Raw genomic sequence first — 17,524 nt, forward strand, 5'->3', positions numbered from 1 at the left:
TGATCTCCGTCAATAACGTATATACCGTCCAATCCGTGAATCTCCCGAAGAAGCTGCTGAAAGGCCTTTTAGCGGGCATCCTGGTGGCCCCGCTGGCCTGGACAGCCATCCCCGCTTCCGCCGCACCTCCCACCGACCCGGAACACCCCTGGCGCCAGGACCACTGGCCGCAGACCCAGCCCTGGCAGCGCGACGAGCCCGAGGGCGCGCAGGCGCTCCGCTCGCGGGCCGGCGAGGGCCCGCTCAAGCCGATCGACCCGCAGAACTGGGAGAACCCGGACCACATGACGTGGGCCGACTACAAGAAGCCTCCCGGCACCAAGTGGAACGACCCCGCCGTCAAGGGCTCCAAGCGCACGTTCAAGGGCGCGCTGGTGCTCCTCGACTACCCCAACCAGCCCTTCGTGGTGACCCAGCCGAAGGGCTCGACCGTCTACAAGAACCCCAGCGCCGAGGCGCACGACGTGCCGCGCGACCAGGTAGCCAAGTTCTACCAGGACTTCCTCAACACCCCGAACGCCCTCAACAAGGGGCACACCATCCACGAGTACTGGATGGAGGACTCCGGCGGGCGTATCGGGGTCGAGCTGACCGGGTTCGGGCCGTACACGATGTCCGGCAAGGACCACGAGTACGCCATGGAGTTCCAGGGCGGCACCGGCTGCCCGGCGGGCGACAGTTGCAACAAGAACCTGCGCACCGAGGGCAACGCGCTCTGGATCGGCGCCATCGGCCCGGAGGAGGCGGCCAAGTTCGACTTCATCTTCTACCTGAGCGCCGGCCAGGACGAATCGTCCACCTGGCAGGAGTTCGGAATGATGAAATTTCCGACCAAGGAGGACGTGACCGACGAGTTCGGCCCCGAGGACCCCGCCCTTCCCAACTGGGTCAGGACCCGCTACGTCGAGTGGACCTCCTGGCAGGCCGGCTCCAACTTCTGGCCCAACGCCCGCTTCGGCATCGACTCCGTCCAGGCCGAGAGCTCCGGCATGGCCGTCTACGCCCACGAGCTCAGCCACATCTTCGGCATCGCCGACAACTACAACAACCCGTACGGCGTGCCGCCCAGAAGGTCGTACACCGGCATCTGGGAGATGCTCAGCCGGGGCAGCTTCAACGGACCCGGCGGCCCGCACAGCCGCTGGCTGATCCCGCCGACCTCCGGCGCGTCCATGGGCGCCCAGCACATGCTCCGCAACAAGATCAAGCTGGAGATGATCGACGAGGCCAACGTCCTGCGCCTGTCGCGCGACGCCCTCGACGACTCCGGCCTGGTCACCGCGAAGATCACCGCTCGCGCCGTCCAGCCGGGACCGAACGGCCTGTCGGGCGTCAACCTGCAGTTCGACAGCGGCGACAAGGCGCCCGCCTGCGACACCGCCACGGACCCCATGTGCGACGGCGGCGGCTACGAGAACTACACCGTCGAGGTCGTCGACAGGATGGGCACCGACTCCTTCACCCCGGACTCCGGCGTGCTCCTGGCCAAGACCAAGAACGAGGACCGCGCGCCGTTCGAGTGGGTCGTCGACGCCAACCCGCAGGACATCGGCATGACCGACTACGTCCTGCCCGACGGCACCAAGGTCCCGATCACGATCGGCGACTACCGGCAACTGTCCGACGCCCTCTTCCACGCCGGGACCGACTCCGGCAGCGAGTACGAGTTCGTCGACCAGGCCAACCGCCTGCACTTCTACGTCACCGACCTCAAGCGCGACCGCAAGGGCGTGCTGTCCTACACCGTCGCCATCCGTTCCCTGGACGGCGCCGGCCCGCAGAAGCGCGGCGTCAAGGTCCTGCCCGGTATCGGCCTGCCCACCGGCAAGGGCGTGTCCACCTGCAAGTTCCCGCTGTTCAACACCGGCAGGGCCGCCCCGGCCGCCGGGCAGCACCCCGAGGACGTCAGCGCCTACCTCAACGGTGACGTCTACCGCCTGAAGGCCGAGATCCAGGGCCGCGGCTGGAGCACCCAGCTCCCCAACGCCCTCGCCGCGGTCGACTTCGGCAAGAACGAACTGGTCACCGTCAACGCCGTGCGCGGCGCCGGCGGCAGCCGCCTGGCCCAGGTCAAGCTCACCGCCACCTCGGAGAGCGACCCGGCCAAGACCATGACCGCCACCTGCCACGTGATCGGTCTCTGACCCCTCCTGACGGGGTACGGCCCAGCGGCGGCCGTACCCCGTCACCGCGGCACCCGCCGCCGTCGGCCGGAACCACGAGCCGGCCCGCGAGCGGCAAGAGCGAGCGTGCCGCGGTGTCGCCCTGAGGCGCCATCGCCCAGACCCCTGGCGCCGGCCGTACCGGATCAGCTTGAATCAGCCCCAAAGGGGGTGTTTCTTGACTGGCCCGCTACGTCTGCCCGACGAGCCGATGCCCGAGCCCAAGCCGAGAAGGCGCAGGGTCCCGCTGGCCGCGCCCGTCGCGGCGGGGGTCGCGGCGGCGGCCGCCAGCATCCTCGCGGCCTCCCTTGAATGGGAGATCCCGCCGATAGCCAAGATCGGTGTCACGGCGACCGCCGCGCTGCTGGTCGGCCTGACCACGTGGGCCACCACGGAGGGCGGCGCGCGCCCGCGCCGCCAGCGGCTGAGCGCGCCCGACCCGTCCGGCCGCGCGCCCGACCAGTGGCCGCCGGTGCCCGAGCACTTCACCGGCCGCGCCGAGTCGCTCAACGAGCTGCGTTCGGTCTTCGCCGGGCGCAGGAAGGCGAACGAGCCGGCGCCGCCGCTGGTCGCCTCCGTGTACGGCAGGGGCGGCGTAGGCAAGTCGGCGCTGATGGCCAGGTTCGGGCACGAGGTGGCCGGCGGCTTCCCCGACGGCAGGCTCTACGCGGACCTGCGCGGCGTGGGCCCCGACGAGGTGCTGATCGGCTTCCTGCGCGCGCTCGGCGTCCGCCTCACCACCGACCCCGGCGGCATGGAGGAACTGCGCAAGCTCTGGCTGACCTGGACCAAGGGCCGGCGCATCCTCATCGGCCTGGACAACGCCGACAGCGGCGACCAGGTCAAGCCGCTGCTGCCCGCCGACCCCGGCTGCGCGGTCATCGTCACCTCGCGCCACCCGCTGTTCCTGATGAACGCGATCGACTTCCAGCTCCCGGTGTTCAGCGAGGCCCAGAGCGTGGAGCTGCTGGCCCGCCTGGCCGGCGGCGCCCGGGTCGTGGACGACCTGGAGTCGGCCAAGGAGATCGTCGCCATCTGTGACCACCTGCCGCTGGCGATCAGCATCTGCGGCGCCCGGCTGGCCACCCGCTCCACCTGGTCCTTACGCGAGCTGGCCGGCCGCCTGGCCGACGAGCGGCGCCGCCTGGACCAGTTGGAGCTCGCGCCGAGGGTGGACAAGAGCGTGCGCGCCTCCGTGCAACTGAGCTACGACGACTGCACCGGCATCCAGCGCCGCCTGCTGCGCATGCTCTCCGGCCTGACGGCGCCCGACGTGCCCGGCTGGGTGGCGGGCGCGCTGCTGGACACCTCGGAGCTGGACGGCGGCGACCAGTTGGAGGCGCTCATCGACGCCCAGCTCGCCGAGTGCTCGGGCACCGACGCGAGCGGCACGATGCGCTACCGCCTGCACGACCTGGTCCGCCTGTTCGCCACCGAGCTGCCGGAGGAGCGGCGCGGCCCGGCGACCGAGCGGGTGCTGAGCGGCTACCGCCACCGCGCCGAGGCCGCCGCCCAGGACCGCTGGCCGCAGGACTGGAGCAGGGGCGGGCGGCGCTCCAGCATCGAGGGCCAGTCGCAGGCCGCCGACTGGCTCAACGCCGAGCGGCTCAGCATGATCGCCATGATCCACCACGCCCGCGAGCTGGAGCTGTGGGAGCAGACCTGGGCACTGGCCAGGGCGTTCTGCTCGCTGTGCCACTCCTTGCGCGCCTACTGGGCCGACTGGCGGGCGGTCGCCGACATCGGCCACGAGGCGGCGCTGCGTACCGGGGAGCGGCGCATGCTCGGCATCGCGCTGCTCGACCGCGCCGCGGTGGCCGGCGGCGGCAGCACCGCCGACGCGGAGACGGCCCTGGAGATCTTCACCGAGCTGGGCGAGTCCTGGTGGTCGGCCCGGTGCCGGCGGACCATCGGCATGATCCTCTACTCCGGCGGCAACCTTGACCGGGCCCAGGACTACCTGCTCGACGCGATCGCCGGCTTCCGCGCCGTGGACGACGTGTGGTGGATGGCGCGTACCCAGCGCAACCTCGCCGAACTCCGCCTGGCCGAGCGGCGCACCGCGGAGGCGCGCGAGCTGCTGGAGGACGCCCTGGAGGTCTTCGAGCGCGAGGGCAACCGCTACTCCGAGGCACAGACCCTGCGCGTGTACGGCGAGGCCCTCGCCGCCCAGGCCCGCGGCCTGCGCAGGGAGGGCGAGTCCAGGGCGGCCGCCGAGCACTTCACCAGGGCCGGGCTCAGCCTCGACCGGGCCACCGAGATGTTCAAGCAGCGCGGCGAGCTGTGGGAGGTGGCCCGCTGCCTGCGTTCGGCCGGCGAGGTCGGCAACCCGGCCAACAGCCTGGTCGAGCTGGACCACGTGCGCGAGTCGGGCGAGATCCTGGCCGCGCTCGGCGACTCCTGGGGCGTGGCGCGCAGCGCCCAGTCGGCCGGACGGGTGCTCGGCCGCATGGGCAGGGTCGGGGAGGCCAAGGAGGAGCTGCGCCGCGCCTACGCCGCCTTCGAGGAGCTGGGCGAGCGCTGGCGGATGGCCCAGTGCCTGCGCTACCTGGGCGAGGCGCACCTGGACGCGGCCGAGCGCGAGGCCGCGGTGGAGCCGCTGGAGCGGGCCAGGGCGATCTACCGCAGCCTCGGCAACGAGGCCGGCATGCGCAGGACGCTCGAACTGCTCAGACGAGCGGAGTCCTGAGCAGTTCCCCGGCGGTCTGCCTTGCCTCGTCGATGCTCTGCTGGAACAGCCTGCGGACCTGCGCGGCCTGCTCGGAGAGCTGCCTGATGTGGGCGCGGGCCAGGTCGTCGCGGACCGTGTCGGCGATCAGGGCCTGGTAGTCGGGGGTCCGGGCGGCCAGCGCCTCCAGCCGCAGGTGCGCGTGGTAGACCTCGTCGGCCTTGCGCACCTGCATGGCGTACTCCTCCAGGCGGCGTACCCGCTTCGACAGCGACGTCCAGGCCGCGTCGAGGGCGGAGCTGTAGGGCTTGAAGGCGTCCTCCAGCGCCGAGGGCATGAGCTGGGGCACGATCTGGCCGTGCTCGGCGTGCATGGACGACAGCTTCGAGAGCCGGGTGGCGATCTGCCAGACCTCCTCCGGCAGCGAGACCCGGTTGTTGACCGAGTCGAGCAGCCCGGCCCGCTGGACGTCGGCGGCGAGGATCCTGTCCACGGCGTCCTGTGCCCTGCGCAGCAGCCGCTGGCACGGGTAGTCCAGGTCCTCGGGCAGGACGAAGTGGGCCGAGTGCTCGTAGGCCAGCCTCAGGCGCCGCCGTGCCGTGTTGTCGGAGACGCCGGTGGCCACCCAGCGCAGCAGGGCGATCAACCCCATGCCGACGCCGGCCACGACCATTCCCACGGTGTCGGTCAGCACCAAGATCAACAGCAGGAACCCGGGCAGCACGATGAGCAGGGCCGGGTTGAACGTCCGCTCCATTCGCCGCCCGCGGCGAGCCATCTGGAGCAGGTGCGGGCTGGCCCGGAGCTCGACCGAGATCTCGGCTGGCAAAGAGGCGTCGATCACCAGCCGCGGGGGAAGAGCGCGCGGATCCATACGTTCATGTTGCGTTATGAACGGGGAATTCGCTCACATGTAGGTTAATCAGATGAACAGCTGGATTGAGCTACAGGGTGCGGTCAACGTTCGTGATCTGGGCGGGTTGCCGACGAAGGACGGCGGGACCACCCGCCTGGGCAGGATTTACCGCTCCGACAACCTGCAGGGGCTCACCGACGGTGACATCTCGTATCTCGTGGGCGAGCTCAAGCTCCGGCACGTGGTGGACCTGCGCTCGCACGCCGAGGTCGCGCTGGAGGGCCCCGGCCCGCTGACCCGGGTGACCGAGGTCACCCACCACAACCTGAGCTTCTTCGCCGAGGGCGGCAGGCACACCGACGTCGAGGCGGACTCCATCGACGCCGACAAGGTGCTGCCCTGGCAGGAGCGCCAGCTCGACGAGGAACTGCGCGTCACCGGCTTCTACTTCGGCTACCTGCGCGACCGGCCGGACTCGGTCCTGGGCGCGCTGCGCGCGCTGTCGCTGGACGACGGGGCGGCCATCGTGCACTGCGCGGCCGGCAAGGACCGCACCGGCGTCGTGTCCGCGCTGGCGCTGGAGGTGGCCGGGGTGACCAGGGACGCGATCGTGGCCGACTACACGGCGACGGGCGAGCGCCTGGACCGGGTGCTGGCCCGGCTGCGCGCCAGCGACACCTACCGCGACGACCTGGACTCGCGCCCGGCCGACGACCACATGCCGCGCGCCCGTTACCTGGAGCAGTTCTTCGGGGTGCTCGACGACCGTTTCGGCGGGCCGCTGGAGTGGCTGCGCTCGCACGGCTGGAGCCGGGAGGACTCCGCCGCCCTGCGGGCCCGCCTGCTCTAGCGCTCTAGCCGAGGTGGGTGAGCATGCCCTGGAGTGAGGACAGGCGCGCGGCCTCGATCACCCGCAGGGCCTCGACCACCTCCGCCGGGTCCACCGGGGCGGGGCCGCCGTTCCTGAGCGCGGACTCCACGCCCCGGTAGAAGTCCAGGTAGGCGCCGGGCGCCGTGGGCAGCGGGCGGGCGTCGTCGTCGGTGCCGAGCCGGCCCCAGCGCTCCTCCGGCTCGTCGCCGAAGCCCTGCTCGTCCGGAGTGGCGCCGGCGCGCAGCCGGTCCTCCTGGACGTCCAGGCCGTACTTGACGTAGGCGCCGGCCGAGCCGAGGACCCGGAAACGCGGGCCCAACTGCGCGGTCACGGCGCTCATGTGCAGGTGCGAGCGCACGCCGTTCTCGTGCGTGAGCGCGACGAAGGTGTCGTCGTCGGAGCCCACGCCCTCCCGCCTGGCGTCGGTCTCGGCGTAGACCGTGCGGACCGGGCCGAACAGCCGCAGCGCCTGGTCGATCAGGTGGCTGCCGAGGTCGTAGAGGAGGCCGCCGACGTCCTGGGCGCCGCCCGACTCGCGCCAGCCGCCCTTCGGCTGGGGCCGCCAGCGCTCGAAGCGCGACTCGAACCTGGCCACCCGGCCCAGCGCGCCTTCATCCAGCAGGGCGCTCAGGGTGCGGAAGTCGCCGTCCCAGCGCCGGTTCTGGAAGACGGTCAGCATCAGCTCGCAGTCCTTGGCCATCGCGACCAGCCGTCCCGCCTCCTCCGCGGTCGCGGCCATGGGCTTGTCCACGACCACCGGCAGGCCCGAGGCCAGCGCCTCGGTGGCCAGGGGGACGTGCGTGCGGTTGGGCGAGGCGACCACGACGAGGTCGCAGCGGGAGAAGAGCGTCTCGGCATCCGGTACGGCCGCCGCGCCGTACTTGCTCTCGACCTCGGCGGCGCGCTCGGGGTTGCGGGTGACCACGGCGGCCAGCCGCAGGCCCGGGGTGGCGTGGACCAGCGGCCCGTGGAAGAACTGCCCGGCGGGGCCGTAGCCGACCAGGCCAACCTGGATGTCGTCCATGGCCCCCAGGTTACTTAGAGATCTTCGTCCCGCTCGGCCAGGAAACGCTCGAACTGCGCCGCGAGTTCGTCGCCGGTCGGCATCGAGGACGGCTCGGCCAGCAGGCTCTCCTTGCCGGAACCGGCGGCGAAGGCGTCGTACTGCTGCTCCAGGCCCTCGATCGCGGTCGACAGCTCCGCCGAGCCGCGGATCTGCTCCTCGATCTCGACGTTGGTCCGCTCGGCGGCGTCGCGCAGCCCCTCCATCGGGAAGACCAGGCCGGTGCCGCGGGTGACGGCATCCAGCGCGGTGACGGCCGCGTGCGGGTACTCGGCCTGCGAGAGGTAATGCGGCACGTGTACGGCGTAGCCGACCGCGTCGTGCCCCTGGGCGCCCAGCCGGAACTCCAGGAGCGCCGCCATGCTGCCCGGCACCTGGACCCGGCCGAAGTTGCTGCTCTGGGGCCCGATCAGCCCGGGGCGGCTGGCGTGCATGGTGATGCCGAGCGGCCGGGTGTGGGGCACGGCCATCGGGATGCCGTGCAGCGTCACGATCTTGCTCACCTTGAGCTCGCCCAGCAGCGCGCCCACGGCCTTGGTGAACAGCTCCCACTCGCGGTCCGGCTCGGGGCCGCTGAGCACGAGGAACGGGGTCCCGGTGGCGTCGGTGGCGGAGTAGACGGCCAGTTCGGGACTCTCGCAGTCGACCCACTTGTCGGTGTCGAAGGTCATGATGGGCCGGCGGGAGCGGTAGTCGAGGAGGCGGTCCACGTCGAACGTGGCCACGACCCGGTGCTCCAGCTCGGCCAGGAGGTGGCCCAGCGCCAGTCGTCCGGCGCCGCCCGCATCGACGAAACCATCGAAGTGGTACAGAAGCACCGGATCGGTCAGCTCGGGCGCATCTTCGGCGAGCTCGTAGAGATCCGTCGGGTCGAACACGGTTGGACAGCCTTTCCCTAGGTACTCTCCACAGCAACCTACGGCGAGCCGGAACGATTCCGTGCAGGGCACCCTATCGAGGCAGAATGGGCCTCATGGACGGGGAGCGTGACGACGAACTCGAGGAGTTCGCCACGAGGATGTTCGATCTGGCCAGGGCCGGGGAGACCGAGGCGCTGCGCGCGTACGTGGTGGCGGGGGTGCCGGCGGACCTGACCAACGGCCGCGGCGACACCCTGCTGATGCTCGCCGCCTATCACGGGCACGCGCCGACCGTGCGCATGCTGGCCGAGCTGGGCGCCGATCCCGGGCGGCCCAACGACCGCGGGCAGACGCCGCTGGCGGGCGCGGTGTTCAAGAAGGAGCCGGAAGTGGTCAAAGCGCTGCTGGAGGCGGGTGCCGACCCCAAAACGGGCAACCCATCGGCTATCGACACAGCCCGCATGTTCGGGGTAGAGGATTGGTTGACATAGCCCCCAAGGGCAGAAAATTCGCTATTAATGCGATATGGCCACCCTTCAAGATCATTGCGATCATGAGGTCATGGCTAGAACCTCTGCGCAAGCCACAACCAACCCATCCCTCCGCATCCCCGTCCTGCAGTGCCCGTTCGAAAGCGAGGTGAACCCCCACGTCGTGGAGGCCAGCGAAGACAGCTTCGCCTGGCTCCTCGAGTCAGGCATGCTCGACGAGCCTGACATGCTGGAACGTTACAAGAGCGCCAGGTTCGGCTGGCTCACCGCCCGAGCCTACCCCCTGGTCGACCGCGACATGCTCAAGCTCCTCATGGACTGGTGCATCTGGCTGTTCGCCTTCGACGACGGCTTCTGCGAGTCGGAGAACCTCAGCCGCCACACCGCGCTCATCGCCAGGGCCCTCCCGGAGATGTTCCGGGTCCTGCACGACATCGAGTCCGACGAACCCGTCACCAACGTGTTCGCCAAGTCGCTGCAGGGGCTCAAGGAGCGCATCGCCGAGCACGCCGAGCGCGACCAGCTCGACCGGTGGTCCACGGCCACCAAGGAGTACATCTTCGCCCAGGTCTGGGAGGCCGCCAACCGCGAGTCCAACGTGGTGCCCAGCCCGGAGGACTACGTGTTCATGCGCCGCCGCACCGGCGCCATGTACCCCGTCTACGCCCTGATCGACATCGCGGGTGGCCGGCGGCTCACCCCCGACGAGTGGCACCATCCCGACATCAGGGCCCTCACCGAGCACGCCAACGACCTCGTGGTCTGGGACAACGACCTCTTCTCCTACGCCAAGGAGAAGAAGCACGACAAGGCCCGGCACAACCTCGTCAACGTGCTGATCACCCATCGGGGCTACTCCCTGCAGGAGGCGCTCGACGAGGTCGCGACCATGCATGATCGCGCCGTCGCCGAGATGGTGCGCCTGCGCAGGTCGGTCGACACCTGGGGCACCCGCTCCGTCCGCGCTTACGTGCAGGGGCTGGAGCACTGGGTCCGCGGCCACATCGAGTACTCGCTCGGCAGCGCGAGATACGTGCACGCCTGGCCGACGGGCACGGAATGGGCCCAGGCCGTCTGAGTCAGGACGGGGCGTCCATGTCGCCCAGCGCGAGCGCGGACGCCTCGTCCAGGTCCAGCTTCGCCCCGAACTCCGCCGCCTGCTTGTACGCCACCTCGCCCAGCGACTTCTGGCACTCCTTGACCAGCTTGTCGTGGTCGTCGGTGAGCCAGGGAGCGCCCAGCATCGGCAGGCCCGCGGTCTTCCAGTTCTGCTGCAGCGCGCCGAGCAGCCGCGCCGACAGCAACGGCTGCTCCAGCGCCGTGTAGATCCGGGCGGTGGTCTCCAGCGCGATCAGCGTGCCCAGCGTGTCGTGGAAGTGCCGCTTGATCCGCAGCCCCTCCTGGGCGTCCTGCAGCGCCTCGTCGGCCCGTCCCGTGGCCAGGCGGGTCAGCGCCAGCGCCCAGTGCGCGTAGGAGCTGACGAACAGCTCGCCGCGCTCCTTGCACACCTGCAGGCAGTCGACCAGCAGCGACTCGGCCTCGTACAGCTCGCCCTGCGAGGTGAGCACGATCGACAGCTCGACGATCGCGGGCAGCAGGCCGGGGTTGAGCTCCTTGTTGTCGGTGTTGAACTCGATCGCCACGCCCAGCAGCGCGCTGGCCTTCTGCAGGTCGCCCTGGAGCAGGGCGGCGGTGCCCTGCATCTTGGAGGCCAGGATGACCGCCTTGGAGTCGCCGACCCTGACCGCCTCGGTGCTGCACTGCTCGGCCGCCTGCAACGCGCCGGAGCTGTCGCCCTGGGCGCTGCGCACGTACGACAGCACCCACAGCGCCTTGCAGCGTTCCTTGCTGGGGCTGGGGTTGGCCTGCAGCGCCCGCTCCAGGTAGAGGCGGCCCTCGCGGGTGAAGCCGCAGCAGATCCACATGAACCACAGCGACGACAGCAGCTTCAGCGCCAGCACGGCCTCGCCCGCGGTCTGCAGCGCGTGCTCCAGCGCCACCCGCACGTTGTCGTGCTCCTGGCGCATGCGCACGAACCAGTAGATCTGCCGCGGGCCCGACCAGGCGTCCTCGCTGCGCTGGGCCAGGCTCAGGTAGTAGTTCAGGTGCCGGTGGCGCATCTGCTGGCTCTCGCCGAGCTTGTCCAGCCACTCCTCGCCGTACTCGGCCAGCGTGTCGATCAGCTTGTAGCGTACGCCCGCGTGGTTGCTGCGGATCAGCAGGATGGACTTCTCCACCAGGCCGGTGACCAGGTCGGTGATGTCCTCCGAGCGCAGCCGGTCGTCGGAGCAGACGAACCTGGCGGCGTCCAGCTCGAAGTCACCGGCGAAGACCGACAGCCGCGCCCACAGCAGCCGCTCGGCGGGCTCGCACAGCTCGTGGCTCCAGCCGATGGCCGCGCGCAGCGTCTGGTGGCGCGGCAGCGCGGTACGGCTGGCCCCCGCCAGCAGGCTGAACCGGTCGGCCAGCAACGCCAGGATCTGGTCCACCGAAAGCGCCCGCAGGCGTACCGCGGCCAGTTCTATCGCCAGCGGGATGCCGTCCAGGCGGCGGCAGAGCTCGGCCACCGAGCCGATGTTGTGCTCGTCCAGCACGAACTCCGGCATCACGGACCCGGCGCGGGCCGCGAACAACTGCACCGACTCGTTGGTGAACAGGCTCTCGGCCAGGTCCTCGCCCGGCACCTGCAGCGGCGGAACCGGCACCACCCGCTCGTACGGCAGGTGCAGCGACTGCCGGCTGGTGGCCAGGATGCGCAGGTTGGGGTTGGCCTCCAGCAGCTCCTCGACCAGCTCGGCGCAGCCCTGGATCAGGTGTTCGCAGGTGTCGATGATGAGCAGCATGTGCCGCCCCTCGACCCACTCCGTCAGCGACTCCGAGGCCGCGCGCGAGGACTGGTCGGCGATGCCGAGCGCCGAGGCGATCGTGTGCTTGACCATGCCCGCGTCCTGCAGCCTGGCCAGGTCGGCGAACCAGACGCCGTCCTCGTACTGCGAGCGGACCTGGTGGGCCAGGCGCAGCACCGTGCGCGACTTGCCCACGCCACCGATGCCGGTGACCGTGACCAGACGTGACTCACCCAGGTGGCGCTTGAGATTGGCGAGCAGGCGGGTCCGGCCCACGAAGCTCGTCAGCTCCGCCGGCAGATTGCCTTCTCGCCGCCAACCTGTCGGGGTGGCCATGGGCAGCCTCACGGGGGGTTAGGCGACACCTGCACAGGCATCGTACCCCCGGTCAAACCTGATGTCCTTTGCGTACGGGACGGCGCGGGGTCGGGTTTGTTCGTCTCGGTAGCATGTATTCCGTGAGCGAATTTCTCCCGGAGCAGACCGCCGATGACACCGACGTGGCGTGGGGCGACTGGCGCGAGGCCGACGACGACAGCTTCTACCTGGAGAACAAGCCGCCCCACTGGGGTTAGGACACGACGTCCTTACGGCGGAAGCGGCGGAAGGCGAAGGCCAGCAGCAGCGCCGCGTACGTCACCGAGATCGAGGCGCCCTTGGCCATGCCGCCCCAGTCTATGACCGGGGCGAGCGCGTCCAGCCAGGCGGTGTTCCAGAACGTCGGCAGCAGCTCCCGCAGCGTCCCCAGGGCTTCCACCGCCTGGAGGATCGTGCAGACGATCCACAGGCCCACCGCGCCGCCGACGGCGCCCAGCGGCGAGTCGGTGACGGTGGAGATCAGGAACGCCAGGGCGGCCACCACGAGCTGGCTGACCAGCGCGTAGCCGATCACGATGCCGAAGCGCGGCAGCACGTCCAGGGCCGGGATGACCTCGCCGGTGCCGGGCACCTGGATGTCGTCCCAGCCGAACGCGACCGTCCCGGCCAGCAGCGCCATGAGCGGCAGCGCGATCACCGCGGCGGCGGAGTAGCCGAGGGCCACGATGAGCTTCTGGCGCAGCAGCCGGTCGCGCGGCACCGGGGCGGCCAGCAGGTAGCGCAGCGAGGACCAGTTCGCCTCGCTGGCCACGGTGTCGCCGCAGAACAGCGCCACCGCCACCACCAGCAGGAAGCTGGCCGAGACCGACAGCGCGAAGGCGGCGAAGTTCAGGCCGCTGGCCGTGGCCAGGTCGGAGATGCGCAGCCCGGCCTGCTGGCCGCTGGGCTGCTGCGGGCCGAACTGGAAGGCGATGACCAGGATCCACGGCAGCGCGAGCAGCAGCCCGAACATGACCAGGGTCCGCCGCCGCTTGAACTGCCGGACGATCTCCACCCGCAGCGGCAGCGTCCGCCCCGGCGCGTACCCCACTGCGGTGTTCACGAGTTCTCTCCGATCAGGTCCAGGAAGACGTCCTCCAGGCGTGGGCCGTGGCCGTTGGAGCTGGCCAGCAGGGCCTCGACCGGGCCGGTGGTGACCAGGCGGCCGCGGTGCATGACGACCACGTGGGTGCAGGTCTGCTCCACCTCGGCCAGCAGGTGACTGGAGACGATCACCGTGCGGCCGTCGCGGGCGTAGCGTTTCAGCACCTCGCGCATCTCCCTGATCTGGGGCGGGTCGAGGCCGTTGGTGGGCTCGTCGAGCACCAGCAGGTCGGGCAGCCCCAGCATCGCCTGCGCGATCGCCAGCCGCTGCCGCATGCCCTGCGAGTACGTGCGCACGGCACGCTCCAGCGCCGCGCCCAGCCCGGCGATCTCCAGCGCCTCCACCATGTGCGCCTCGGCCGCGGGCCGGCCGGTGGCCGCCCAGTACAGCTCGATGTTCTCCCGGCCCGACAGATGCGGCAGGAAGCCGGGACCCTCCACGAACGAGCCCAGCCGCGACAGCACCGGCGCGCCGGGGGAGACCCGTTCGCCGAAGATGCGGATCTCGCCGGCGTCCGGGTGGATGAGGCCCATCATCATCCGCATCGTGGTGGTCTTGCCCGCTCCGTTCGGCCCGAGCAGGCCGAGCACCTGGCCCTGCTCGACGCGGAACGACAGGTCGTCCACGGCCTTCTCGCCGTTGCGGTAGGCCTTGGTCAGGCCGCTGATCTCCAGCGGCGCGCCCTCCGCCTCCCCGGTACGGCCGGCCGTACCCCCGCGGGCCCTGCCCGTGGCCAGCAGGACGGCGGCCAGCACGATCGCGGCCAGCGGCATCGCCCACACCCACCACGCGACCCCGCTCGCGGGGGCGCTCAGCGTGGCCACCGTCGGCACGCTCACGGCCGGTGCGGCGAGCGCCACCCGGTAGGAGGCCGGCTCGGCCGGGGTGGCGAAGCCCATGTCCGTGGTGGTGACGGTCAGCCGGAGCTTGTGGCCGACGGCGAAGCGGTGGTCGAGCGCGGGCAGCGCGACCGTCACGTCGGCGCTCGCCGCGCCCTCGGGGATCTTCACCCGCAGCGGCGCGACCAGCCCGGCGGGCAGCGTGGGCGGCTGGATGGCGTCGGGGACGTCGTAGAGCTTGGCGAACAGCGTCACCTCGCCCTTGCCGTGGACCCGCAGCTTCACCGATGGCGAGCCGGTGAGCTGGAGCGGGGCGGTCAGCGGGGCCGACTCGAAGCTCGCGGCCTGGCCCGGCATGTCGAGGGAGACGCTCAGGTTGCCCTGGCCGCCGCCTCCGCCGAGCAGGCCGCTGACGCCGGGCACCGTCGAGATGGAGGCGGGGTTGCCGCCGGGCGGGTTGACGATGTTCTGCTCGGGGCCCGACAGCGTGACGTCCGTGGTCGTGGTGCCGGACAGGCCCGGGTACGCGGCGGTCTCGGGGTGCAGGCGGATGCGCTGGCGGGTGCCGGGGTCGCGGCCGCCGTCCCTGGTCACGGTGAACGCCTTGACCGGGGTCGCCGCGGTGTCGCCCTTCAGGTGGCGGGCCAGCCAGGAGGAGGTCTGGGCGTAGAGCCAGTCGGCCTCGCCGTTGCCGCCGTCATGGCCGCCGTCGAACCACATGACGCTCACCGGCGTGCCGGGCGCGATCGCCTTCGCGTTGGCGTCGGCGTGGCCCAGCGGGAACAGCGAGTCGCGCTGGCCCTGGATGAGCAGCGTGGGCGCCTTGATACGGCCCTGGACGGAGCTCGGGCTGGCCTTGCGCAGCAGTTCGACCGCCTCGGGGGTGGCCTTGCCGGTCGTGGCGACCTGCTGGTAGATCGCGCAGATCTCCGGCAGGAAACGGCCGCACCGGGCCTCCTCGGCGGTCATCGGCGGCGCCTGCCTGGTCAGGGCCTGCAGGCCGCCCTGGGCCGAGGGGGCGCCTCTGCCGAAGAAGAAGCCCGCCCACAGGCTCTTGAACACGCCGCTCTGCGGGCCCTGGCCCGTGGCGTCGGGGAAGAGGGCGTCGGCCAGGTCGTACCAGGTGATCTGAGGGACGATCGCGTCCACCCGGGCGTCGTGGGCGGCGGTCATCAGCGCGATGGCGCCGCCGTAGGAGCCGCCGGCGATGCCCACGCGCGGGTCGCCCGCCTTGTCCAGGACGACCTCGGGGCGCTTGGCCAGCCAGTCGATGAGCTGCCTGACGTCCTTGACCTCGTAGTCGGGGGAGTTCAGCGCGATCTGGCCGGTCGAGCGGCCGAACCCGCGGGCCGACCAGGTGAGGACGGCGTAGCCGTCCTGCGCCAGCCGTACCGCGTCGTCACGGACGCTCTGCTTGCTGCCGCCGAATCCGTGCGCGAGCAGGACCGCGGGCGCCTTCCCGCCGCCGGCGGGCGGGAAGAACGTCGTGTCGAGCTCCACCCGCTGGTCGTCGGTGGGGCCGTCCAGGACGGCGATGCGGGCGTCCTGGCCGCGCACCTCTGGACCCGACGGCCACACCAGCCACGCCACCGCCCCGATCAGGGCAAGTACCGCGACCAGCGCGGACACTCTTCTCATGCGGGTGGAGCATACTTACCGAATCTGAGAGATCACTGAGATCAGCCCAGGATGGCGTAGACGGTGCTCGCCTGGGCGGCCGGCTCCTGGGCGCCGTCGGGGGTGAGGGTGACGTCGGAGAACGCCAGCGTCCTGCCCAGCTTGGAGATCCGGACGTGGACGAGCACGTCCTTGCCCGTCACCGGCCGCTGGAACGTCGTGGACTGCTGCACCGTCGTCATCGGCACGAAGCCGCCCCTGGCCGAGGAGATCGCCACGACCGTGGCGGTGTCGGCGGCGGCCATCATCGCCTGCCCGCACAGCCCGCCGCCCTGCCTGGCCAGCGCGTCCGACCACGGCAGCCGGACCACCGCGTGGCGTTCGCCGACCTCCTCCACGCGCAGGCCGAGGTCCTGGATCCAGGGGGCGAAGTAGTCCCTGAGAATCGCGTCGCCGTCTTCAGGTGTCACGGGGTCATCATGCACGCTGGGACCATGGGTGTGGAGAGCGTCTTCCTGCCGGCCACGTACGACAGCGGTGTGCCCTACGAGTTGTTCGCCCGGTTGCGGGAGGAGACGCCGGTTCGCTGGATTCCGGAGCCCGCGGTGGGGCCGTGGCGGGCAGGCCCCGGATATTTCGGGGTATTTCGGCATAAGGACGTCAAGCAGGTGCTGCGGACGCCCGAGGACTTCTCCTCCCACCGCGGCGCCACCCAGATCCGCGACCCGGAGACTCCGGCCGACCTGGAGTTCGTGCGGGCGATGATGCTCAACACCGACCCGCCAGGACACTCCAGGCTGCGCAGGATCGTGGCCGCGGCCTTCTCGCCCCGCGCCGTACGCCTGCTGGAGCGCACGATCGCCGAACGGGCCGCGGCGCTGTTCGCGGCGGGTGAGTGCGACTTCGTCGAGGTGGCGGCGGACCTGCCGGTCTGGACGCTCGCGCACGTCATGGGCGTGCCGGAGGGCGACCGGCGGCTGCTGCACGACTGGGCCTCGCGGGTGATCGGCTACCAGGACGCCGAGCACGCGGGACTGTCCACGGCCGACGCCTCGCGGCTGAGCCCGATGGGACGCCTGGCCCTGGCGGCCCGCCCGCGACCGCGCCCCGGGACGAACCCGCGCTCGAAGGCGGCCCTGGCCGACATGTTCGCCTACGCCAAGGCCCTGGCCGCCGCCCCGACCGACCCCGCGTCCGTCATGTCGGCCATGCTCAGGGGCGGCCTCACCGAGGCCGAGTTCCAGAACATGTTCTTCCTGTTCGCCGTCGCCGGCAACGAGACCCTGCGCAACGGCATCCCCGGCGGCCTGCTCACCCTCCTGAGCCATCCCGCCGAGCACGCCCGCCTGCGCGCCGACCCCGCGCTGCTGCCGTCCGCGATCGAGGAGATGCTGCGCTTCTGGCCGCCCGTCATGAACTTCCGCCGTACGGCCACGCGCGACCTCACCCTCGCCGGCCGGCGGATCGCGCAGGGCGACAAGGTCGTCGTCTACCACGCCTCCGCCAACCGCGACCCGGCCGCCTTCGCCGAACCCGATCGCTTCGACGCCGGCCGTACCCCCAACGACCACGTCAGCTTCGGCTTCGGACCGCACTTCTGCCTGGGCGCCCACCTGGCCAGGGTGCAGATGCGCGCCGTCTTCGCCGAGCTGCTGCGCTGGGAGGTCACGCTCACCGGCGCGCCGGTCCGCCTCACCTCCAACTTCCAGAACGGCCTCAAGCACCTTCCCGTACGGCTGCGCCCGGCATGATCGCCAAGGTCAGCCGGGATTTGTGTCCGATTGCGATG

General features: G+C 71.1%; 13 protein-coding genes. 6 read left to right on the forward strand and 7 right to left on the reverse strand.

The features are described 5' to 3' along the window. The first annotated feature begins 35 nt into the window (after positions 1-35). Together ACIBEJ_RS10705 and ACIBEJ_RS10710 are read left to right on the forward strand one after the other, a co-directional pair. Entirely contained in the window at positions 36-2,144 is a 2,109-nt protein-coding gene (locus ACIBEJ_RS10705; RefSeq protein ID WP_397182423.1) for a M6 family metalloprotease domain-containing protein, read from the forward strand. 196 nt (positions 2,145-2,340) lie between these two features. After that, entirely contained in the window at positions 2,341-4,851 is a 2,511-nt protein-coding gene (locus ACIBEJ_RS10710) for an ATP-binding protein (protein ID WP_397182424.1), read from the forward strand. On the opposite strand, the gene ACIBEJ_RS10715 is transcribed toward ACIBEJ_RS10710, so the two are convergent. Then, a complete protein-coding gene (locus tag ACIBEJ_RS10715; RefSeq protein WP_397182425.1) occupies positions 4,832-5,704 on the reverse strand; it encodes a hypothetical protein in 873 nt (290 codons plus the stop codon). The genes ACIBEJ_RS10710 and ACIBEJ_RS10715 overlap by 20 nt on opposite strands. A gap of 52 nt (positions 5,705-5,756) precedes the next feature. Here ACIBEJ_RS10715 and ACIBEJ_RS10720 point away from each other — a divergent pair, with 52 nt between their 5' ends. Further along, positions 5,757-6,536 carry a tyrosine-protein phosphatase gene (locus ACIBEJ_RS10720; RefSeq protein WP_397182426.1) on the forward strand — a complete coding sequence of 260 codons (780 nt, stop codon included), beginning with the start codon at positions 5,757-5,759 and terminating at the stop codon, positions 6,534-6,536. A 4-nt stretch (positions 6,537-6,540) separates the two neighbouring features. Here ACIBEJ_RS10720 and ACIBEJ_RS10725 read toward each other — a convergent pair whose 3' ends face one another. Both ACIBEJ_RS10725 and ACIBEJ_RS10730 read right to left on the reverse strand, forming a co-directional pair. Continuing rightward, positions 6,541-7,581, reverse strand: coding sequence for a Gfo/Idh/MocA family oxidoreductase (locus ACIBEJ_RS10725; protein WP_397182427.1), 1,041 nt, complete (start codon positions 7,579-7,581; stop codon positions 6,541-6,543). Between the two features lie 14 nt (positions 7,582-7,595). Next, a complete protein-coding gene (locus ACIBEJ_RS10730) occupies positions 7,596-8,498 on the reverse strand; it encodes a proteasome assembly chaperone family protein (RefSeq protein WP_397182428.1) in 903 nt (300 codons plus the stop codon). Positions 8,499-8,593: 95 nt separating this feature from the next. On the opposite strand from ACIBEJ_RS10730, the gene ACIBEJ_RS10735 reads away from it, so the two are divergent. Both ACIBEJ_RS10735 and ACIBEJ_RS10740 read left to right on the forward strand, forming a co-directional pair. Continuing rightward, entirely contained in the window at positions 8,594-8,971 is a 378-nt protein-coding gene (locus tag ACIBEJ_RS10735; protein ID WP_397182429.1) for an ankyrin repeat domain-containing protein, read from the forward strand. Between the two features lie 163 nt (positions 8,972-9,134). After that, on the forward strand, positions 9,135-10,049 hold the full coding sequence (locus ACIBEJ_RS10740; RefSeq protein WP_397182430.1) for a hypothetical protein: 915 nt from the start codon (positions 9,135-9,137) through the stop codon (positions 10,047-10,049). 1 nt (position 10,050) lies between these two features. On the opposite strand, the gene ACIBEJ_RS10745 is transcribed toward ACIBEJ_RS10740, so the two are convergent. The 4 genes from ACIBEJ_RS10745 to ACIBEJ_RS10760 all read right to left on the reverse strand — a co-directional run bounded on the left by ACIBEJ_RS10745 (position 10,051) and on the right by ACIBEJ_RS10760 (position 16,205). Continuing rightward, entirely contained in the window at positions 10,051-12,165 is a 2,115-nt protein-coding gene (locus ACIBEJ_RS10745) for an ATP-binding protein (RefSeq protein WP_397182431.1), read from the reverse strand. A 223-nt stretch (positions 12,166-12,388) separates the two neighbouring features. Next, a complete protein-coding gene (locus ACIBEJ_RS10750) occupies positions 12,389-13,237 on the reverse strand; it encodes an ABC transporter permease (protein WP_397182432.1) in 849 nt (282 codons plus the stop codon). After that, entirely contained in the window at positions 13,234-15,756 is a 2,523-nt protein-coding gene (locus tag ACIBEJ_RS10755; RefSeq protein ID WP_397182433.1) for a CocE/NonD family hydrolase, read from the reverse strand. The genes ACIBEJ_RS10750 and ACIBEJ_RS10755 overlap by 4 nt, the downstream gene beginning before the upstream one ends. A 41-nt stretch (positions 15,757-15,797) precedes the next feature. Continuing rightward, entirely contained in the window at positions 15,798-16,205 is a 408-nt protein-coding gene (locus tag ACIBEJ_RS10760; RefSeq protein WP_397182434.1) for a PaaI family thioesterase, read from the reverse strand. A gap of 24 nt (positions 16,206-16,229) precedes the next feature. Here ACIBEJ_RS10760 and ACIBEJ_RS10765 point away from each other — a divergent pair, with 24 nt between their 5' ends. Continuing rightward, positions 16,230-17,486 carry a cytochrome P450 gene (locus tag ACIBEJ_RS10765; protein WP_397182435.1) on the forward strand — a complete coding sequence of 419 codons (1,257 nt, stop codon included), beginning with the start codon at positions 16,230-16,232 and terminating at the stop codon, positions 17,484-17,486. The last annotated feature ends 38 nt before the right edge of the window (positions 17,487-17,524 follow it).

The organism is Nonomuraea sp. NPDC050790, assembly GCF_044456745.1.
Classification (GTDB): domain Bacteria; phylum Actinomycetota; class Actinomycetes; order Streptosporangiales; family Streptosporangiaceae; genus Nonomuraea.